The following is a 17,221-nucleotide window of genomic DNA, read 5'->3' as shown; positions in this document are numbered from 1 at the left end:
ATTAAACAAGTCTTGCTATCTATTCAACATGGAGAGAAGCGGCGAGATGCGCAGATTGATGAGCCTCGCGGTCGCAGGCACCGCGGCGATGCTGACACTGACCGGCTGTACCGCGGGCTCGAGCGGAGGATCGGCCAAGGGCTCCGGCGGGGATGCGACTCTGACATTTCTGACGTTCGAGACGCCGAACCTGACCGCGAAGTACTGGGACGACGCGATCGCCCGCGCCTCGGCGAAGGTCCCGGGTGTCAAGATCAAGAAGCTGGTGGCCCCCAGCGTGGACCGGGCCGGCTACGCCAAGCAGCTCGCCGCATCCGGCCAGCTGCCCGACATCATGATCGCTGTGTCGCCCAACGGCTTCGCCCAGGCCGGGCAGTTGGCGCCGTGGACGGATCAGGAGCTCTCCGACTTAGTCTCACCGCACTCGAACCCGATCAACGGCAAGATCTACCAGCTGCCGTACAACACGCAGCCCACGCCGTTCGTGTACTACAACAAGAAGGCCTTCGCCGACGCCGGGATCACCGCGCCGCCGAAGACCTACCGCGAACTGCTCGACGACAGCGCGAAGCTCAAGGCCAAACACATCAACCCTATGATCGTCGGTGGCGGTGGCCAGGACACCTGGGCGGACATGTACCCGCTGATCGCCACAGTCGGCACCGACGTCTACCGGCAGACGCCGGACTGGCTGGCGCGGAAGTCGGCGGGCAAGGCCAAGTTCACCGATCCGGTGTTCGTCAACGCGGCACGGAAGGTGTCCCGGCTGGCGAAGGACGGCTACATCGACCCCGCAGGGCTGTCCCGCTCCTACGCCGACAGCGAGCAGGCGTTCCGTGACGGCAAGGGCGCGATGTACCCGATGGGTTCGTGGTTCGCCGCCTCGGCGGACGCCAAGCCGCCGTCCTTTCCCGTCGGTGTGTTCCCCTGGCCCTCCGACGACGGGTCGCTGACGGTGCCGGCCTACACCGGCGGCGGCATGAGCGTGTCCTCAGATGCCGCAGACGTGGGGCTGGCCAAGAAGTGGGCGTTGGCCTTCATGCTGGACAAGCAGTCCCTCGACACCTCGGCCAGAACCGACGGCTCGATCATCGCGCTCAAGGACTACACCCCGCCTGCCGACATGGGCCCGGTCTACACGGCGACGGAGGAGCTGTACCGGGACGCGGTCAAGAAGAAGGCGATCGTCGACGCCTTCTCGATCGAGACCGGCGACGGCTCCATGCCGGCCGGGCTGCCGAACAAGGCCGCTGCCGGCGTCGCCGATCTGATCAACGGCAAGAAGTCCGCCGCCGACCTCGCCAAGTTCCTCGACGAGCAGTGGGCCAAGGCTTCCCGGTAGCTCCTGCCGTCCATGCCCCGGCAGCACATCCGCCATCGGCACGCGCACCAGAAGAGACAACACCATGACCACGACACTCGCACGCTCCCCGGCCCGCGAGGCCGCGGGCCGGGGAGCGGCTCCCAGCCCCCGCCGCCGCGCCTCCTGGCTGCCCAAGTCCCTTCACTTTCTGACGTTCGGGGCCCCGGGTCTGGCCGTCTACCTGGCCCTCGTACTGGTCCCCATCGCGATGACGGTCGGAACCAGCCTGACCAACCGCCACCCGGCGAACCCGCCGACCAACTGGGTCGGACTGGAGAACTACAAGCAGCTGTTCAGCGACTCCGACTTCACCGGGGCGCTGCGGAACACCCTCGTCATCACCGCCCTCGTCACCCTCAGCGCCAACGCCGCCGGACTGCTCATCGCCCTGCTCCTGGACAAGCGCGGCCGGCTCTACAACGCGCTGCGCTCGGTGTTCTTCACCCCGGTCGTCCTGTCCTCGGTGGTCGTGTCGGTCATCTGGCAGGCGATCCTCACCGATGACGGACTGCTGAACTCGATGCTGCGCTCCGCCGGTGTGGACCAGCCGCCGGGCTGGCTGTCGGATCCCGATATCGCCCTGTACTCCGTGGCATCCATCATGACCTGGCAGATGCTCGGGTTCTGTGTGGTCGTCTATCTCGCCGGCCTCCAGGGTGTACCGGAGGAGCTGCACGAAGCCGCCGCCATCGACGGCGCCGGCCGCCTGGCGCGCTTCCGCCACGTCACCTGGCCGATGCTCGCCCCGGCACTGACGATCAACACCGTCATGCTGCTGATCACCGGCTTCAAGGCCTACGACCAGATCCAGGTGCTCACCAACGGCGGGCCCGGCAACGGCACCACGTCGACGGTCGCCTTCGAGGTGGTGCAGACCACGTTCACCGGGAACCACATCGGCTACGGCGCCGCGATGGCCACCCTGATGCTGCTGATCATCGCCGTGCTGTCCACCGTCGTACTGCGCGTCCTGCAACGGCGGGAGATATCGCTGTGATCACCGACAGGAACTCCGCATTCCGGCCGCTGGCCGCGCTGCTGGTCACGGCCACCTTCGCCCTGCCGCTCTACCTGGTACTGACCAACGCCTTCAAACCCGGGGCCGACATCACCCCGCATCCGGCGAGCCCGCCGATGCCCCCGACCCTGGACTCCGTCCACCAAGTGGTCTCCCGCCCCGACCATCTGTTCTGGTACGGGCTGATCAACAGCGTGGAAGTCACCGCGATCTCCATCACCGGCCTCACCATCGTCTCGGCGATGCTCGGCCACTACCTGGCGCGCTCCGGCAGCCGCTGGGCCAAGGCCGCACTCGCGGTTCTGCTGTGCGGGCTGATGATCCCGCCGGCGGTCATCCTGGAACCGGTCACCGAGGTACTGCGCGAACTCGGCCTGATGACCACCGTGCCGGGCCTGGTCCTGGTCAACGTCGGTTACTACGTGCCGTTCGGCGTCTTCGTCTTCATGGGCTTCGTCAAGACCATCCCCCTGGAGCTGGAGGAGGCCGCGGCCCTGGACGGCGCCGGACGCCTGCGCGTCTTCTGGCAGGTCGTCTTCCCGCTGCTGCGCCCCGCTTCGGCCTCTGTGCTGATCTTCCTGGGCGTATGGGTCTGGAACGACTTCCTCAATCCGCTGATCATCCTGGGGCCGGCCAACGGCACGACGGTCACCGTCGGCATCTACCGGGCCATTGGCGAGCACCAGTCGGACTTCGGTGCCCTCTTCGCGCTGATGTTCCTGGCCAGCCTGCCCGTCCTGATCTTCTACCTGGCGTTCCAGCGCCACTTCGTCAAGGGCCTGACCGGTGGCTCCCTCAAGGGGTGAGCCCGATCGGCCCGCCGCTCACCGTCCCTTCCACATCTGTGCCGCAGGGGCCCGCTTCCGCTGTGCCCCTGCACCCGTCTTGGAGTGACCACCCATGATCGAGTCCACCGACTTCGCCGGCGGCGACCGAGCCACGCCACTCGACCGGCCGCTGACCATCGCCGTGCTCGGCGCCGGCGCACGGGGCGCCGCTTACGCCGAACTGGCCGCCAGGCGCCCGCGAGAGGCGAAGGTCGTCGCGGTCGCCGAGCCTCAAGAGCAGATTCGCACCGCCGTCGCCGCCCGGCACGGCATCGAGGCCGATCTCTGCTTCGACGACTGGCGCGCCCTGCTGCACCGGCCGCGCCTGGCCGATGCCGCGATCATCGCGATCCAGGACGCGGAGCACATGGAGGCCGCCGTGGCGCTGGCGGACCTCGGTTACCACCTGCTGCTGGAAAAGCCCATGGCCACCTCCGAGGAGGACTGCGAACGGATCGCCGAGTCGGCGCACCGCAACGGCACGGCGCTGTCCGTCGCCCACGTCATGCGCTACACCCCCTACACCGTCGCCCTCAAGGAGGTGCTCTCGCAGGGCGCGATCGGGGACATCGTCTCGATGGAGCATCTGGAGCCCGTCGGCTACTACCACTTCGCGCACTCCTTCGTCCGCGGCAGCTGGCGGCGGGAGGACGCCTCCACGTTCCTGCTGATGTCCAAGTCCTGCCACGACCTCGACTGGATCTCCTACATCGTCGGCCAACCCGTCAGCCGGGTTGCTTCCTTCGGCTCCCGGTCCCACTTCCGTCTCGAAGCGGCCCCTGAAGGTTCCACCGACCGCTGCGTCACCTGCCCCGTGGAATCCGAGTGCGCCTACTCGGCCAAGCGCGTGTACCTGAGCGGACTGCGCAACGGGGGAACCAAGCAGTACTTCACCAAGGTCATGAGCGGCGGGGAGCTGACCGAGGATGCGGTGGCCACCGCGCTGGCAGAGGGCCCGTACGGACGCTGCGTGTACCGCAGCGACAACGACGTGGTCGACCACCAGGTGGTGTCCCTGGAGTTCGAAGGCGGCGCTACCGCCTCCTTCACCCTGTCCGCGTTCACGCCGCTGGAGAACCGCCACACCAAGATCTTCGGCACCCGCGGTCAACTGACTGGTGATGGCCGCTACATCGAGGTCTACGACTTCCTCACCGAACGCGCCACCGTCATCGACACCTCCCGGGACGGTTCCTCAGCAGCGGAAGGCCACGCCGGCGGCGACGAAGCCCTGTTCCACGCCTTCGTCGACGCCTTGCACGGCGGCCGGCCCGAACTCATCGCCTCCGGGATCGAAGCCAGCCTGGACAGCCACCGCATCGTCTTCGCCGCCGAACGCGCGCGGCGCACCGGGCAGGTTGTGCAGCTCGACCGCACCCCTTCGAGGCCAGGAGGAAACACATGACGACCCGACGGTCCACCACCCAGGGCGAGCCCGCGCCGTGAGCACCACGACGACCATACGCGCCCGTGGCCCTCCCTCAGCCACCAGGTGACGAGGCGGCCACGGTGCCCCCGGTAGCGGCCACCGCCTCGGCCCTGCTCTCCATGCTGCGCCGCGTCATCGGCGAACTCGCGCCCCACGCAACCGAGTCCACGCAGGTTTTCCGCAGGCAGGAGCCTTCCGCATCCCCCGTCCTCGGCGGACGAACGTCCCCGACAAGCACAGGCGTACAGCGAATCAGGAGCAGAACATGAGACACGCGCAGACATGGAGCACGGCCATCGGGGCCGGCGCTCTGGCGCTGGCCATCGGCGTCGCGGCGACCGCGCCGGCGGACGCCGCGAACAGTGCCGAAACGACGTCCCACGGGACGGCGGCCGAGGCCAGGGCCGCGATCAAGCTCTCGGCCGGGTACCTGGCCATCGGCCTGGACTCCACCGGCACCGTGACCAGCCTCAAGGACTCCCGGACCGGGACCGACTACCTGGCACCGGGGAAGTCCGTCTCGCTGGTCAGCCTTGTCATCGACGGCCAACAGGTACGCCCGACCAAGGTGACCCGCTCGGGCCGTGACCTGATCTTCACCAACGATGCCGGATTCAAGATCGTGGTGAAGGCGAAGCACCAGGCCGGCTACACCACGCTCGAGGCGGTGACGGTCGAAGGGCCCGCCGGAGCGGATGTGCAGACGCTGCTGTGGGGCCCGCTGCCCACCTCCGTCAACCAGACCATCGGTCAGGCGGTGGGCGTGGTCCGCGACGACCAGTTCGCCATCGGGCTGAAGCCGCTGACCGACCGGACCGAAGGCGCCTGGCCGCAGGAGTACCAGGACTTCGGCTGGGAGAGCGAGGTCGCGGACAATCCCGACAAGCTGCAGGTGGCCCTCCCTCACGCAATCGAGCAGTGGAGCGCCGCGGGCAAGACGCCGTGGGGATCGGTGCTGCGGGCCTTCACCTTCGACTACACGAAGGAACGTGTGCGGAAGGACATCAACGGCTCCCAGCTCCCGGTCGGACCGCTGTCCGGCCAGGAAGGACAGATCGCCGGATCCAAGATCGCGCTGTTCGGCGCGTCACCCGAGATGGCCCCGACCGTGCTGTCGAACATCGCGACCGGAGAGCACCTGCCGTACCCGACACAGAACGGGCAATGGCAGAAGACGGCCCAGGCGAGCTCGCAGTCCTTCCTCGTCCTCGGAGACCTCAAGACCGGCACCATCCCGGCGGCGGCCGGCTTCGCGAAGGCGGCAGGGATCGGCCACATCTACTCCCTGCCCAATGCGGTCGGGCCGTGGCAGTCGACAGGGCACTACCAGTTCAACTCCAGCCTGGGCGGCAGCGACGCCGGCGCCAAGGAAGCGGCCGACATCGCCAAGGCCAACGGCGTCCGGCTCGGCGTGCACACCATCTCGAACTTCATCGGCACCAATGACCCCTACATCAGGCCGAAGACCAGCCCGGACATCGCGCTCGGCCTGCGCGCGACACTGACCCGGCCGGTGGGCGCGGATGACAAGACCCTCTATCTGTCCAGCTGCGCACCGATGACCTCGGGGCCGCGTGGCAGAACCCTGGTGATCGATGGCGAGATCGTGACCTACTCGGCGGCGAGCCAGGTCGGGGACGAATGCCAGGTCACCGGCGTGGACCGGCACAGCTGGGGAACTGCCGCGGCTGCCCACGCGAGCGGCGACACCGTCGCCCGCGTCCCGCAGAACGAGTACGCTGGTGCGCTCGGCGGACTCGGCATCCTCAAGGACATCTCCGCCCGCTTTTCCACCATCTGGAACACCACCGGGATCATGTCCATGTCCTACGACGGCCTGGAGGGAGCTTCGGAGTCCGGCTGGGGCCCGTACGGAATCGCCAAGCTGGTGAACGACACCTACAAGCAGACCGAGACGAAGGACGGTTTCGTCACCGAGACCAGCCGGATGACCTCCAACACGTGGGACGCCCTCACCAGGTCGAGTTGGGGCGAAGTGGGCTCGACCAGCATGAACCAGGTGTTCATCAACAACGCCTTCTACCAGAAGAACTTCCTCCCGGGCATGCTGGGCTGGATCAGCCTGCACGGCTCGGACAGCCAGCTGAGCGTCGAAAACAAGCTGGCACGGGGCGCGGGCCTGAACGCAGGCGCCGGGTTCCAGTCAACGGTGGGCAGCCTCACCAACGGTGGCGACCACGCCAAGATGCTGCTGGACACCATCAAGCAGTGGGAGACGGCACGCAACATCGGAGCTTTCACCGAAGCGCAGAAGGCACGCTTCCGTGACCAGTCCACCAACTGGCACCTCACCGTCGTCAAGCCCGGCGAGGAGTGGTCACTGCAGCAGCTCGACGGCTCCGGCAACCCCGTCGGTCCCGCGCAGACCGTCACGGCCCCGACCCCGGCTTTCACCACGACCGGTCTGCCCGCACTGGCCGCGGGGAAGCTGTACGAGGCGCGGGTGGCCACCAACAGCCCGGGAACGGTCCGCTACTCCGTCACCTCCGGCTCGCTGCCCGCCGGCCTGACGCTCAACCCCGACACCGGCGGCATCACCGGCATCCCGAAGACCTCGCAGAAGGTCACCTTCACCATCACCGGTAAGGGCGGTCCTGGAGTCGCCGACGCCCACGGCACGTTCACGACCGGCACCGTGGGCGCCGCTCCGGCGGTCGACCTGAAGGCGGGAAGCGGCTTCGCGACTCCGGGCGCATCGGTCAAGTTGACCGCGACCGTCACCAATCCCGGTACGAGGCCGATGTCCGGGATCACCGCGACTCTCGGGCTGCCGTCCGGCTGGACCACCTCTGCGGCGAAGGCTACTGTCGCCACGATCGCCCCGAGAGCAACGGCGACCGTGTCCTGGACCGTGAACATCGCGGCCGACGCCGCCCCTGGCACGCAGACCAGTGAGGTGTCGGTGTCCTATCCCAAGGGACCTGGCAGTACCGATGTCCCACTGGAGTTGCCGGTCGCCTTCACCAGCCTGGCAGCGACGTTCAACAACGTGGCCATCACCGACGACTCGACGCCGTCACCGGGCAACTTCGACGGCTACAGCAACAGCTACTCCGCGCAAGCACTGTCGGCGGCCGGCGTAAAAGCCGGGGCGACCCTGACGTACAACAACACCGACTTCACCTGGCCTGACGCCGCGTCCGGAGCCAAGGACAACACCACCGCCGACGGCCAGATCATCCCAGTCTCCGGCACCGGCAAATCCGTGGCATTCCTCGGATCCGGCGTCGGCGACCCCTCCGGCACCGTCACCGTCCACTACACCGACGGAACCACCTCGACCGGCACGCTCGGCTTCCCGAACTGGATCACCGACAACCCGACCGAGTTCGGCGCCCAACCGGTCATCACCACCACCTACCGCAACACCCCGTCCGGACCGGCCAACCACGGAAACGACTACCGCGTCTACTACAACAGTGTGCCGCTGACGCCGGGCAAGACCGTCGCCGCCGTGCAACTGCCGCAGAACTCGTCACTGCACGTCTTCGCCCTCGGCGTCGCGTGACCATGAAGTGAATCTCAGCAGGGCCGGGGAGCCGGAACGGAGCGTCAGTCACCGCACCGCTCCCCGACCCCGTACGGGTCGGCGGCAGCAGCTCGGTTCGTCCAGGATCGCCGCCCCGGTCAGCGCGACGTATTCGTGGCCGGGCCGCGGTCCGGGGGAGGGTCGTGGGCCGCCGCCCGGAAAGCCGCCGAGATCGAACGGCGGCGTGCCGAGGGCCTGCCGGCGGAGTCATCGGCAGGCGCGCTCTCGTCGGAGCGGCGCGAGCAGCTCGGGGGCATCGACCCCTCCTGGTGCCCGAGCTGGCCGGTGACGTGGCAGCGCTGCTTCCAAACAGTGCGCTCACCCACGACGCCGAGGGCGGCACCTCCACCCCGATGCTGCTGGCCCGCTCCCGCCACGCCTCGGTCCGCTCCCTGGAGCGGTACGCCCGCCCCGGCGTCGACGCGGTCGCCCGGCACGTCGCCGAACGCGACCCCGCCGCCCGCCGTCGTCGATGAACTTCAGAACCTATCGGCGGGTTGCTTGCTCCCTGGTGTCCGAGCCGGGACTGCCGGGACTATGGGGCGGATCCGTCCCGTGCCCGAAGCGTTTTGGGTTTTCTACGGCGTGGCCGTTGGTGTGCGCCGGTTGCTCTCGGCCCGTACTTCCATCAGAGACACTGCGATCGCGGCCAGGAGCAGGGGGAAGGCGACAGCGTTCGCGACCTGGGGAATGTCGGCGGCTCGCAGCAGGCTGGCTGCGATGGACAGCACAAGAAGGCTGAGGGGGAGGAACCTGCGCCACGCGGGCAGGTCGCGCATTTTGGCGACGCGCACCGAGTACCACAGGGTGAAGCCGAGTATTGAGATTCCGATGATGGCGATGACGAACAGCATAAGTGTCTCCCGTGCGGGTCTGCGGGGGTGGGCCAGCCTTCACCAGCTTGTCGAAGGCTGTAAGCGGATGCGGCGCTCCGCAGAGGGATCCGCGGAGCGCCACACTACTCAGGGTCGGTCAGTGTCCGGGTCAGCCTCTGGTGTAGACGATGCGGTAGTAGGAGACGTAGGTCCGTGATGTTCGGGTCCAGCTCCAGCCGCCGGTGCGGGTCCACTTGTAGCCCGACCACGCGACGCGGTACGTGGTGCGGTCGCGGTAGGAGTACTGGTAGGCACAACGGCGCCCTCGCGCACCTGCCGGATGGCCGGCTGATCCTGGCGACGTCGGCCCCGGACGGACTGCACCGCTGGGACGCTGCAACGGGACAGTCCTTGGGCCGGGTCGACGACACAACGACGATCTGGCAGGTCACCACAGGGATATCCGCGAGCGGGCGGACAGTGTTTCTCGGGGCGGGCATCGACGGCCATCTCCACCGCTGGGATGCGGCCACCGGCGAACCAGACGGACCGGCCTGGGAGTGCAACCGCGGCTACGTCATCACCCTCACGACCCTCAACCTGCCGGACGGCACACCGCTGGTGGTCACCGGCGGCGAGGACGACACCGTGCGCCGCTGGCACGCCGAGACCGGCGAATCCGTCGGCGAGCCGCTGCCAGTCAGCGCCGATGGCCGCGTCTTCAACCTTTCCTCGTGCCGACTTCCAGACCGACGGGTGCTCCTGGTGGCGCACGACGACGAACATGCGATCCACCGGTGGGACGCAGCCACCGGCAAAGCGTTCGGTCCGCCCATACCCACTGGCGACCGGTTTCCGCACACCACCTCCGTCGTTCCGGTCGCCGGCTCACCCCGCGTGATCGTGGCATACGACGACGACACCGTCCGCCAGTGGAACGCACTGACCGGCGAGCAACTCGCGCTGCCTCATCCCGGATACGCCGCCACTGCGGCGCTCCGCCCTGACGGCACGGCAGTGCTCGCTACCGGTTCTCGCGACGGCGCGCTGCGGCTGGACTACATGAGCACTGACTAAACAGCTCGCGACCTGCCAACGCCACCATCGGCAGTCCGGCTTTGCAATCGGGTGCTCAGCGACGAACGATCACTGTCTGAGTGAACCCCCCGACTCCTCCATGCACCACACCTGTTGCAACCGCTATGGTCGTGTCGACCGCTTCTGAGCTGCGTGTTGTCGAACCGCACGCTCGCGGCGCGCCGGAGAAACGTCGGCGATTTCGACGCCTCGGGCGCGGACATCAAGCGGGACTGGGTGGCCCGTACGGCCTGCTGGAGCCACGTGGAGCGTGTCCTGCTCACGCACGACCAGGTACGCGAGCACGAACTGCCCGCAGCTGCGGGGAAGGCTGGTGACCCGCGTTGGGCAGGGCTCGCGCGCCGATACGGACTCGACCCCGGCCGGCCGGTGCAGTGGGAGGTCGAAGCGCTCGACCCGACCGAGCTTCAGCGCCTGGTCCTCGCCGCCGTCGCTCCGTACCTCGACGAGGCCGTACTCGACGACCACATCGCGGAGGAAGAACGGCAACGGGAGCAGCTCAGGGCATTCGCCGGTGAGTGGCCCTCGAGTCGTTCACCGGGCCGTGAGTGACTTGTGGCCGCGGGGCTGGGATTTCGGGCCGCGCCGTGGCCGGGGTTCGGCTCAGGCGGGGAGGAGATGGGGCCAGTGGGCCAGGCCGCCGCGCCGCGAGCACGCTGAGCGGTTCGTCGCCGACCAGCGCCAATGGACAGTATGGCCGCCTCAACCGGAACCAGCCGACGCATGACAATCACGTCCCTGTCGGCGGGACGCGGGAACCACACCCGTCGGGGTCGTTCCCGAGCGCCTGCCGTAGGTTCCCGGCCATGGACACCGTCGCGTTGTAGCCGCCCGCCTCGAAGCTGGAGGCGACATGGCACAGCCGGATGAGCCGGTCCTCCTCTGCTGCAGCGAGACACAGAGGCTGCGCCGCGTCGCTCTCGTACCGGGCCAGCTCATCCAGCATGGCGTCGCCAGCCTTCTGCATGGCGCGGATCACCGCCGGGCTGGGCCAGCCGTTGTCGGGACTTCCCCGGGGGAACCCCCTTCTTCGTAGCGCCGCAGTTCCTTGAACACGAGGCCGAGGTTGTTCCAGGCGCCAGCTTCGCCGTGGGTGTCGCCGATCAGCTGGCAATGAGTGAGATCGATACGGTGGGCGTCGAGGGCTTCTTTGTAGCGCTGCAGTTTCTGGAGCACGAGGCCGAGGTTGTTCCGGGCGGTGGCTTCGCCGTGGGTGTCGCTGGTCTGTTGGTGGCGGTCGCGGGCGGTTTGCTGGGCGTTGAGGGCTTCCTCGAAGCGCCGCAGTTCCTGGAGCACGAGGCCGAGGTTGTACCAGCCGCCGCTCCAGCTGCAGCCGCAGCTGGTGTGCGGTCACGACTTCGGGCAGCGCGGTCAGCCGAGTTTGTCCTCACCTGCATCTTCCCGCACGTCTAGCCGGGCTCAGCGAGCGAAGTCGGTGGCGACGCAGTTCGGGTATGCGCGGGATTTGGCGGCGTTCTTGTCGTTTTGCTCGACCTTGCCGAACTTCTTGAAACGTGTGCGGCGACACCGGCAGCTACTTGTGGTTCATGGGTGACTAGGGGCGGGTGCCCTGGTGGTTGGCTCAGTCGTCGGCCGCGACAATGAGGGTGATTTGCCCAGCCGAGCGGTCGATGAGCACGAACTCGTGGAAGTAGTCGTGTACACGTCCCCAGTCGTGAAGCACCTCATCACCGAGCTCGCCGAGGTAGTAGATCCCATCGGCTGCAGCCAGGCGGTCGAACACCTCCCGCTGTAAAACGGCCTCCAGCTCGGTGGGCACGTCCCAGAGCGGATCCACCCACTCCCGCAGGATCTGCACGGCCCTCTCCTGGCTGACGGGCTCGTAGAGGTCGGGGGTGATCAACCGCAGCCAATACGGACCGTGCCGGGGTCCCTCCGGCATCACTCCACCACCTGCATAGTCATCCCGGAACTGCTCATGCTCAATCAGTGCTGCAAGCAGCCCTCCATCATCCACGGACCCCGCAGAGAAACGGAGCTGCTTGATGTCGACCCACCGAAACCCGTGCTCCTTCGCATCCGGGATGTAGCGTCGAAAGTTTATGAAGGCGCTTCCCTCGTGAGCGAGCCCGTTGTCCATGGCGTCAGCCTAGAAGGCAGGCAAAGGGACCCGTCGACCCACGGACTGGACCTACCGTCCGGCGTCGGTCGCAGCGGCGATCTCCGGCTCGTCTGGCCTTCGCTGACCCGCGCCGATGAGCCATCCGATGTGGTCCGAGCAACCATGTTCGGGACGTGTTCAAGGCTGCGAGTCAGCGGCCCTGGCTCAGAAAGGTACGGCCAGACCGGCCTCTCGCAGCTGGAGCAGGGCTCTACCCATGCACTCTGCGGCTGAGGCTCCATCGGCTCTCATCCCGCCAGACAACGGTCCACCACCAGCGGCGAAGGTCCAGGCCGGTCGACCTTCCCGCAGTCGCTCCGCGTCGACCCGGATCATTGCCCCTACACCCTGCTCACCGAGCCATTCCAGAATCAGTAGCGTCGCGTCCTCGACGCCCTGATCTGGATCGAGCTTGGGCCACCGCCCCTTTGCTTTGGTCACGACCGAACTCTACGTAGCGTTGCTGGATGGTTGGCCACGAGTCGTCGGGCGATCGATCTCAAGGACCAAGCTGAGTCCTACCCTGCCCCGAATGGTCAGACGGTCAATGCCGAGGCCTCGCTACAACACTCCTTCAAGGCCCTGCGCCTGGAGTGCCTCGTACCAGTGCTCCGCCACATCCCGGTCGTCGGTCGCTGGAAGAGGCTGGATCGGCGGGCCGACCTTCGCGAGCAGTTCCAGGAGCAGGGCGCGCCGCTGCGTGTAGGGGAGGGGGCGGGTGTCGCCGATCGCCGGATCGGGGTGCTGCACCAGATCCCAGCAGGCGTACGAGGCCGGGTACCGGGCGGCCAGCGCGCGGGCCTTTCCTCAGCAACGCCGGGAAGCCGGGGCCCTCTACGGGTGCGCCGAGTGGAACATCGGCCCGTGCGCCGGCTGCGCAGCTCCCATTCACCGATACGGCCCCGGCGGCGCGCACGCGTGCCGGAACTGCCGTGCCCGGGTGGCTGGTCGCCCGGTGCGCGGCAGTTGAGCGCCGGAGTTCGTGGAGAGTGCGGAGCAGCACCCGGTTCAGCCTCCGAGGCGGTGTGCAAGGTGGAGCAGATCTGCTAGGTGCAGCACCCGTCCGTCGAATCCTGGGAGGGGGACATGGAGCGGCTGGGTCCAGCGGGCGGGGATTGCATCCAGCCCGTAGTACGCCCCCGCGAGGCCTCCGGTCACCGCGGCGACGGTGTCCGTGTCACCGCCGAGGTCGATCGCCGCGCGTATCGCGTCTTCGAAGCTGTCGGTGGTCCGTAGGGCCCAGACGGCGGAGCCCAGGCAGGGCCAGACGGCACCGTTGAACTCGGTTGCCTGATCGGGGTGCCAGTCGGGCGCGAGGACGGTGGCGTAACGGCCGCGGTGGTCGGGGTGGACATGAGCCAGGATGTCCGGGAGCGCGGCGCGGGGGTCGGTGTCCTCAAACGTGACGCGGATGAGTTCGTGGAAGATCGCGGTGCCTTCCCAGGCCGCACGGTCACCGTGGGTGAGGGCAGCGATCCGGCGGGCCGCGTCCATGGTGGCTTCTTGGCCGGCGGCCGCGAAGTGGACCGCGGAGGTCGATGCCCGCATCAAGGAGCCGTTTCCCGCTGCTCGCTGGTTGACCTGGAAATGGATCGCGGCGGCGAGGTCCCAGGGCATGCCGTTGGTCAGGACGTCTTCGGTCTGCAAGCCGATGTCCTTCGGTTCTGACGCTGCCCACCGCTGGAAGCGGCCGAAGATGTCCGGCAGATCCAGGCCGCCCCGCTCCAGCAGCGACTCCGCGACCAGGATGGCCATCTGCGTGTCGTCGGTCGCCTCGCCGGGATCCCAGCCACCGCCTCCGCACATCTCGTCACCGGCACCAGGCGCGGGAAACCGCGCGGAGAACGCTCCCTGGGTACCGAACTCGAAGGGGCCACCCAGTGCGTCACCCACCGCTGAGCCGACGATCACGCCGGCGGCCCGCTGAATCCCCTTCATTGGCGCAGGCTATCTGTGCCGCGCAGACGGCCGCGGCCCTATTACTCCTTCGGCTCCCGAACCTTCGGTGGCGAACGCATCGTGCCCCAGCGCCACCTGAGACATCCGGGGTCTGAGACACCGGTACAGGTCACATAACCCCATCGAGGACCGTCCCCGGGAGCAGCTCCATCCCGGCAGTGGCCAGATCCATCCAGTGCGAGGTGACGACCCGCCACCGGCCGACACCCGTAGAAGAGGGCGATTCTCAGGCGGGCCGGGGTGCTGCAAGCGTCTGCGCAGCCTCTGCGGCCTGGCGCAGATTCTCGGTGGGGTGAGCAAGGCCGTCGAGCATGGTTATCCCCGACCGGAGTGCTGCCTGGGCCACCTCGTGTAGACCGAGCGGCACAGCGGCCTGTGTGATGAGGAAGTGTTCCTCGGTGACCCTCACCCCCAGGCCGAGCTCCCGCCAAGTGAAGGTCTGACAGGACGGTTTCGTTAGATCAAGATCGAGCGCCAGCTGATTGGTAGGCGGCAGTGGCGGCGGGCCGTCAAGTAGCGTGACCGCCCGTTGAAGGGACTGCCAGGCTGCCTCCACCTCGCCGTGGCGGCGTTGCGAAGAGGCGAGGTTGCCCAGGGCCGAGCCGCGCGTGTCGGCGTCGTCCTGCAGGGACGCGTGCAGGCTGCGCGCCCGGATCGCCTGCCCGAGATCCCCCAGGGCTTTGAGCTCGTTGGCGAGAGACCCGAGCAGGGCCCCATCACGCGGGCCTGTGTCATCGAGGATGCGTATGAGCGCGGCGCGGGCCAGCTCGGTCTGCCCCTGGCGGCGGGCCAGCGCCGTCCAGGTGAGGTCGTATTCGTCGTGGGGATCCTGGCCGTAGTTCGACTCATCCCAGTCGGCCGCCCACTGGGTGAGGGCCCGTGCGGAATCGGGGAAACCGCCGAGCAGGAAGTAGAAATCGGGGTCGGACTCCCGCAGAGACCGCAGCAGAGCGTGGTCCTGCGTCTCACCGTGCAGGGCGACCAGGACCGCGGCGAGGCGGAGTTCTTCGGTGGGGCCGCGGCGGACTTCCTGTCGCAGGAGTATGCGCAGAAGCTGCAGGTCGGCCGGCTGCCGGTCGTACTGGGCTGCGCGCAGGACGGTGGCCCGCCGTACCGGATCGCCCGCAATCGCGTCCCAGCAGTCGCGGTCCGCCCTCATCCGGGCCAGATCGGCCCGGCCGGGAGCGAGAACCGCCTGCCAGAGCGGCGGGCGCCGAAGACGGTCCAGCAACGCGTACGCGCAGCCTTCGTCCGCGTTCACCAGCAGGAACTCCGGCTCGGTCCGCAGAAGGGACTCCTGGAGCCTGCGCAGCAGCTCCCTCCTGGAGAGCTCGCGCAGACCCAACCCGCTGAGCAGCATGCTGCGATCGGCGTCCAGCTCAGGGCCGTAAGAGTCCCGAATCTCGTCTTCGGTCCGGTTGAACACCGCCTCCAGCGCTTCGTCATCGGCCACGAGATCGAGTTCGGCGTAGTCGTGCCAGCCCGGCAGACCGAAGAGGATCTCCAGAGCCTCGTCCATGCTGGCGCCGATGAGGCCCGCTTCATCCTCGGAGCTCGCGTACAGCACAGCCCCGTCGGCACATATGAAATAGGTTCCACCGGTGTCGTCACCCGCCACGGCCCTCAGCGGCGCTCCGCTCGCCAGACGGACCTCTTCCCCCGTGCTCGGCCCGGTCAAGATCAAAATCAAAGGATCCCGCAGCCAGCCTCACCAGATCAGGATTCCGGCGCAAGACAGCAAGTACGTGGTCGGGGCGTGTCATGGCCGGACCGTAACAGCCGCCGCTGACACCAGATCGTGCACGGTCTCAATACTGGAGGGTTTACTCAGCCTGACTGGCCGGACACCGGACACCACAAAACCCTGTCCATAATTTCGGCTCGTACCACCAGCCCGGCCCGTCCGGCAGTACCGGTACGGCACGGGCCAGCGCCACGCTGATCGGGAGTTCCACAACTTTCATGCTGCAACCAGGCACTGATCACAGCGCGCCGAGCACCAGGTCCGGCCGACACACCTCGCAGGCCTGAATTCCGTCGGCGAGGGCGGCGAGGGCCTGGTCCCGGCTGATGGCCCGCAGCTGCTTCCCGGCGGCGAAACAGTCCCCGCGGTGGACCTCGGACCGCAGAGTGCCGATACCGACGTCGGTGATGCCCCAGGCCGGGAAGGCGCGCGGGCGCAGGCCGCCGTGGTGGCCGGACTGGCTGCCGGTGTGACTGTATTCACACACCCCAAAGGGGGGGCGCGAGTCAGGCTGCAGGCGTCACGGGGCGGTGGACGGAGCCGTGGTCGGCGCCTCGGCGCTGCAGGTCGCCCGGCCGAAGGTGCCCTCAGCCACGGAGCGGGAGGCAAGACGGCCGCGAATGATGAGGGTGCACTCGGCATGGCCGCCCTTCTCGCCGAGAAGGATGTCCATTGTCGGGGGCGTACCATCCGCCGGCATGGCGATGTGCTTGGTCCAGGGCAGCTTGGAGGGGGAGATTTCGCCGCCGGGAAGGGCCACCCCGCCACCCTTCTGTACTGAGACGCTGACGTTTGTGGTACCGGTGACGGTGTAGGTAACGTCGTATGCCGGGACCTTCGCTTCCTTCCTCTTTTTTTCGCCAAAGTTCGAGACCAAGGCGATGGCCACTGCCGAAATCGCCAGCAGGGCAACCCCGCCAAGTAGAAGCAAGCGGAAGGGCGAGCGCATCCGTTCGACCGGGGTGCTCGCCTCGGAACACTCCTCCGTGGCAGCGTCTTCCGCTTTCGTGGATTCCTGAGCTGTCCGTTCGGTGGGGGTCATGGCCTGCCATTCTCCTGATGCTCCTGATGAAAAGACAGCTGGTTATACCGGATTGACACGGGGGGATCCACCCCATTCACAATTGGGGCAATCAGAACAGTCTTCGCAGTACGCGAGAATTGCGAGGCTATATGGCAAATATTACGTGATATGGCGCCTTGGCCTCCTGCTTGACACGGGTGTGACGCCCCCTTAAGAATCGCGCGGCCCGGCCTGGATGGTCACTCAACGAGCCGCCCCATGCGGTGCATTGG

General features: G+C 67.6%; 16 protein-coding genes and 1 pseudogene. 8 read left to right on the top strand and 9 right to left on the bottom strand.

Annotated elements, in window-relative coordinates; translation table 11 throughout:
* The first annotated feature begins 46 nt into the window (after positions 1-46).
* The 6 genes from ACNPQM_RS30220 to ACNPQM_RS30195 all read left to right on the top strand — a co-directional run bounded on the left by ACNPQM_RS30220 (position 47) and on the right by ACNPQM_RS30195 (position 8,663).
* Entirely contained in the window at positions 47-1,342 is a 1,296-nt protein-coding gene (locus ACNPQM_RS30220; protein WP_418086444.1) for an ABC transporter substrate-binding protein, read from the top strand.
* Positions 1,343-1,406: 64 nt separating this feature from the next.
* Positions 1,407-2,360 (top strand): carbohydrate ABC transporter permease, encoded by a 954-nt coding sequence (locus ACNPQM_RS30215; RefSeq protein ID WP_418086443.1) that lies wholly within the window; start codon positions 1,407-1,409, stop codon positions 2,358-2,360.
* Positions 2,360-3,187 (top strand): carbohydrate ABC transporter permease, encoded by an 828-nt coding sequence (locus ACNPQM_RS30210; RefSeq protein ID WP_418086458.1) that lies wholly within the window; start codon positions 2,360-2,362, stop codon positions 3,185-3,187. Before ACNPQM_RS30215 ends, ACNPQM_RS30210 begins: the two co-directional genes overlap by 1 nt.
* 94 nt (positions 3,188-3,281) lie before the next feature.
* On the top strand, positions 3,282-4,613 hold the full coding sequence (locus tag ACNPQM_RS30205) for a Gfo/Idh/MocA family protein (protein ID WP_418086442.1): 1,332 nt from the start codon (positions 3,282-3,284) through the stop codon (positions 4,611-4,613).
* Positions 4,614-4,902: 289 nt separating this feature from the next.
* Positions 4,903-8,166: an NEW3 domain-containing protein gene (locus ACNPQM_RS30200; protein WP_418086441.1), complete on the top strand. Its 3,264-nt coding sequence runs from the start codon at positions 4,903-4,905 to the stop codon at positions 8,164-8,166.
* A 290-nt stretch (positions 8,167-8,456) separates the two neighbouring features.
* Positions 8,457-8,663, top strand: coding sequence for a hypothetical protein (locus tag ACNPQM_RS30195; protein WP_418086440.1), 207 nt, complete (start codon positions 8,457-8,459; stop codon positions 8,661-8,663).
* A 102-nt stretch (positions 8,664-8,765) separates the two neighbouring features.
* Here ACNPQM_RS30195 and ACNPQM_RS30190 read toward each other — a convergent pair whose 3' ends face one another.
* Positions 8,766-9,041, bottom strand: coding sequence for a hypothetical protein (locus ACNPQM_RS30190; protein ID WP_266993128.1), 276 nt, complete (start codon positions 9,039-9,041; stop codon positions 8,766-8,768).
* A 372-nt stretch (positions 9,042-9,413) separates the two neighbouring features.
* Here ACNPQM_RS30190 and ACNPQM_RS30185 point away from each other — a divergent pair, with 372 nt between their 5' ends.
* Positions 9,414-10,079, top strand: a complete 666-nt coding sequence (locus ACNPQM_RS30185; RefSeq protein ID WP_418086439.1) for a WD40 repeat domain-containing protein — start codon at positions 9,414-9,416, stop codon at positions 10,077-10,079.
* 153 nt (positions 10,080-10,232) lie between these two features.
* Positions 10,233-10,652 (top strand): hypothetical protein, encoded by a 420-nt coding sequence (locus ACNPQM_RS30180; RefSeq protein WP_418086438.1) that lies wholly within the window; start codon positions 10,233-10,235, stop codon positions 10,650-10,652.
* 178 nt (positions 10,653-10,830) lie between these two features.
* Here ACNPQM_RS30180 and ACNPQM_RS30175 read toward each other — a convergent pair whose 3' ends face one another.
* The 8 genes and pseudogenes from ACNPQM_RS30175 to ACNPQM_RS30140 form a co-directional block, all read right to left on the bottom strand.
* The gene (locus ACNPQM_RS30175; protein ID WP_418086437.1) at positions 10,831-11,067 is read right to left on the bottom strand and encodes a hypothetical protein; all 237 of its coding nucleotides are present in this window, start codon (positions 11,065-11,067) and stop codon (positions 10,831-10,833) included.
* 8 nt (positions 11,068-11,075) lie between these two features.
* Positions 11,076-11,402: pseudogene (locus ACNPQM_RS30170) on the bottom strand (tetratricopeptide repeat protein); the annotation flags it as partial.
* 280 nt (positions 11,403-11,682) lie between these two features.
* A complete protein-coding gene (locus ACNPQM_RS30165) occupies positions 11,683-12,201 on the bottom strand; it encodes a hypothetical protein (RefSeq protein ID WP_418086436.1) in 519 nt (172 codons plus the stop codon).
* 582 nt (positions 12,202-12,783) lie between these two features.
* Positions 12,784-12,972, bottom strand: coding sequence for a hypothetical protein (locus tag ACNPQM_RS30160; protein ID WP_418086435.1), 189 nt, complete (start codon positions 12,970-12,972; stop codon positions 12,784-12,786).
* 258 nt (positions 12,973-13,230) lie between these two features.
* Positions 13,231-14,160 (bottom strand): ADP-ribosylglycohydrolase family protein, encoded by a 930-nt coding sequence (locus tag ACNPQM_RS30155; protein ID WP_418086434.1) that lies wholly within the window; start codon positions 14,158-14,160, stop codon positions 13,231-13,233.
* A gap of 247 nt (positions 14,161-14,407) precedes the next feature.
* Positions 14,408-15,859 (bottom strand): hypothetical protein, encoded by a 1,452-nt coding sequence (locus ACNPQM_RS30150; protein WP_418086433.1) that lies wholly within the window; start codon positions 15,857-15,859, stop codon positions 14,408-14,410.
* Between the two features lie 304 nt (positions 15,860-16,163).
* Positions 16,164-16,412, bottom strand: coding sequence for a DUF6233 domain-containing protein (locus tag ACNPQM_RS30145; RefSeq protein ID WP_418086432.1), 249 nt, complete (start codon positions 16,410-16,412; stop codon positions 16,164-16,166).
* Positions 16,413-16,445: 33 nt separating this feature from the next.
* Complete coding sequence (locus tag ACNPQM_RS30140) at positions 16,446-16,967, bottom strand: hypothetical protein (RefSeq protein ID WP_418086431.1); 522 nt, start codon at positions 16,965-16,967, stop codon at positions 16,446-16,448.
* Between the last annotated feature and the right edge of the window lie 254 nt (positions 16,968-17,221).

This window comes from Streptomyces sp. NPDC056231 (assembly GCF_048270745.1).
Lineage (GTDB): Bacteria > Actinomycetota > Actinomycetes > Streptomycetales > Streptomycetaceae > Streptomyces.
Note: the sequence above shows the minus strand (reverse complement) of the source record. Positions and strands in the feature narration are given on the sequence as shown.

Excerpts from the sequence above, each read along its gene's own strand:
- ACNPQM_RS30220 (WP_418086444.1), top strand. The coding sequence starts at position 47 with ATGCGCAGATTGATGAGCCTCGCGGTCGCAGGCACCGCGGCGATGCTG.
- ACNPQM_RS30215 (WP_418086443.1), top strand. The coding sequence starts at position 1,407 with ATGACCACGACACTCGCACGCTCCCCGGCCCGCGAGGCCGCGGGCCGG.
- ACNPQM_RS30205 (WP_418086442.1), top strand. The coding sequence starts at position 3,282 with ATGATCGAGTCCACCGACTTCGCCGGCGGCGACCGAGCCACGCCACTC.
- ACNPQM_RS30200 (WP_418086441.1), top strand. The coding sequence starts at position 4,903 with ATGAGACACGCGCAGACATGGAGCACGGCCATCGGGGCCGGCGCTCTG.
- ACNPQM_RS30190 (WP_266993128.1), bottom strand. The coding sequence starts at position 9,041 with ATGCTGTTCGTCATCGCCATCATCGGAATCTCAATACTCGGCTTCACC.
- ACNPQM_RS30175 (WP_418086437.1), bottom strand. The coding sequence starts at position 11,067 with ATGCAGAAGGCTGGCGACGCCATGCTGGATGAGCTGGCCCGGTACGAG.
- ACNPQM_RS30165 (WP_418086436.1), bottom strand. The coding sequence starts at position 12,201 with ATGGACAACGGGCTCGCTCACGAGGGAAGCGCCTTCATAAACTTTCGA.
- ACNPQM_RS30155 (WP_418086434.1), bottom strand. The coding sequence starts at position 14,160 with ATGAAGGGGATTCAGCGGGCCGCCGGCGTGATCGTCGGCTCAGCGGTG.
- ACNPQM_RS30140 (WP_418086431.1), bottom strand. The coding sequence starts at position 16,967 with ATGACCCCCACCGAACGGACAGCTCAGGAATCCACGAAAGCGGAAGAC.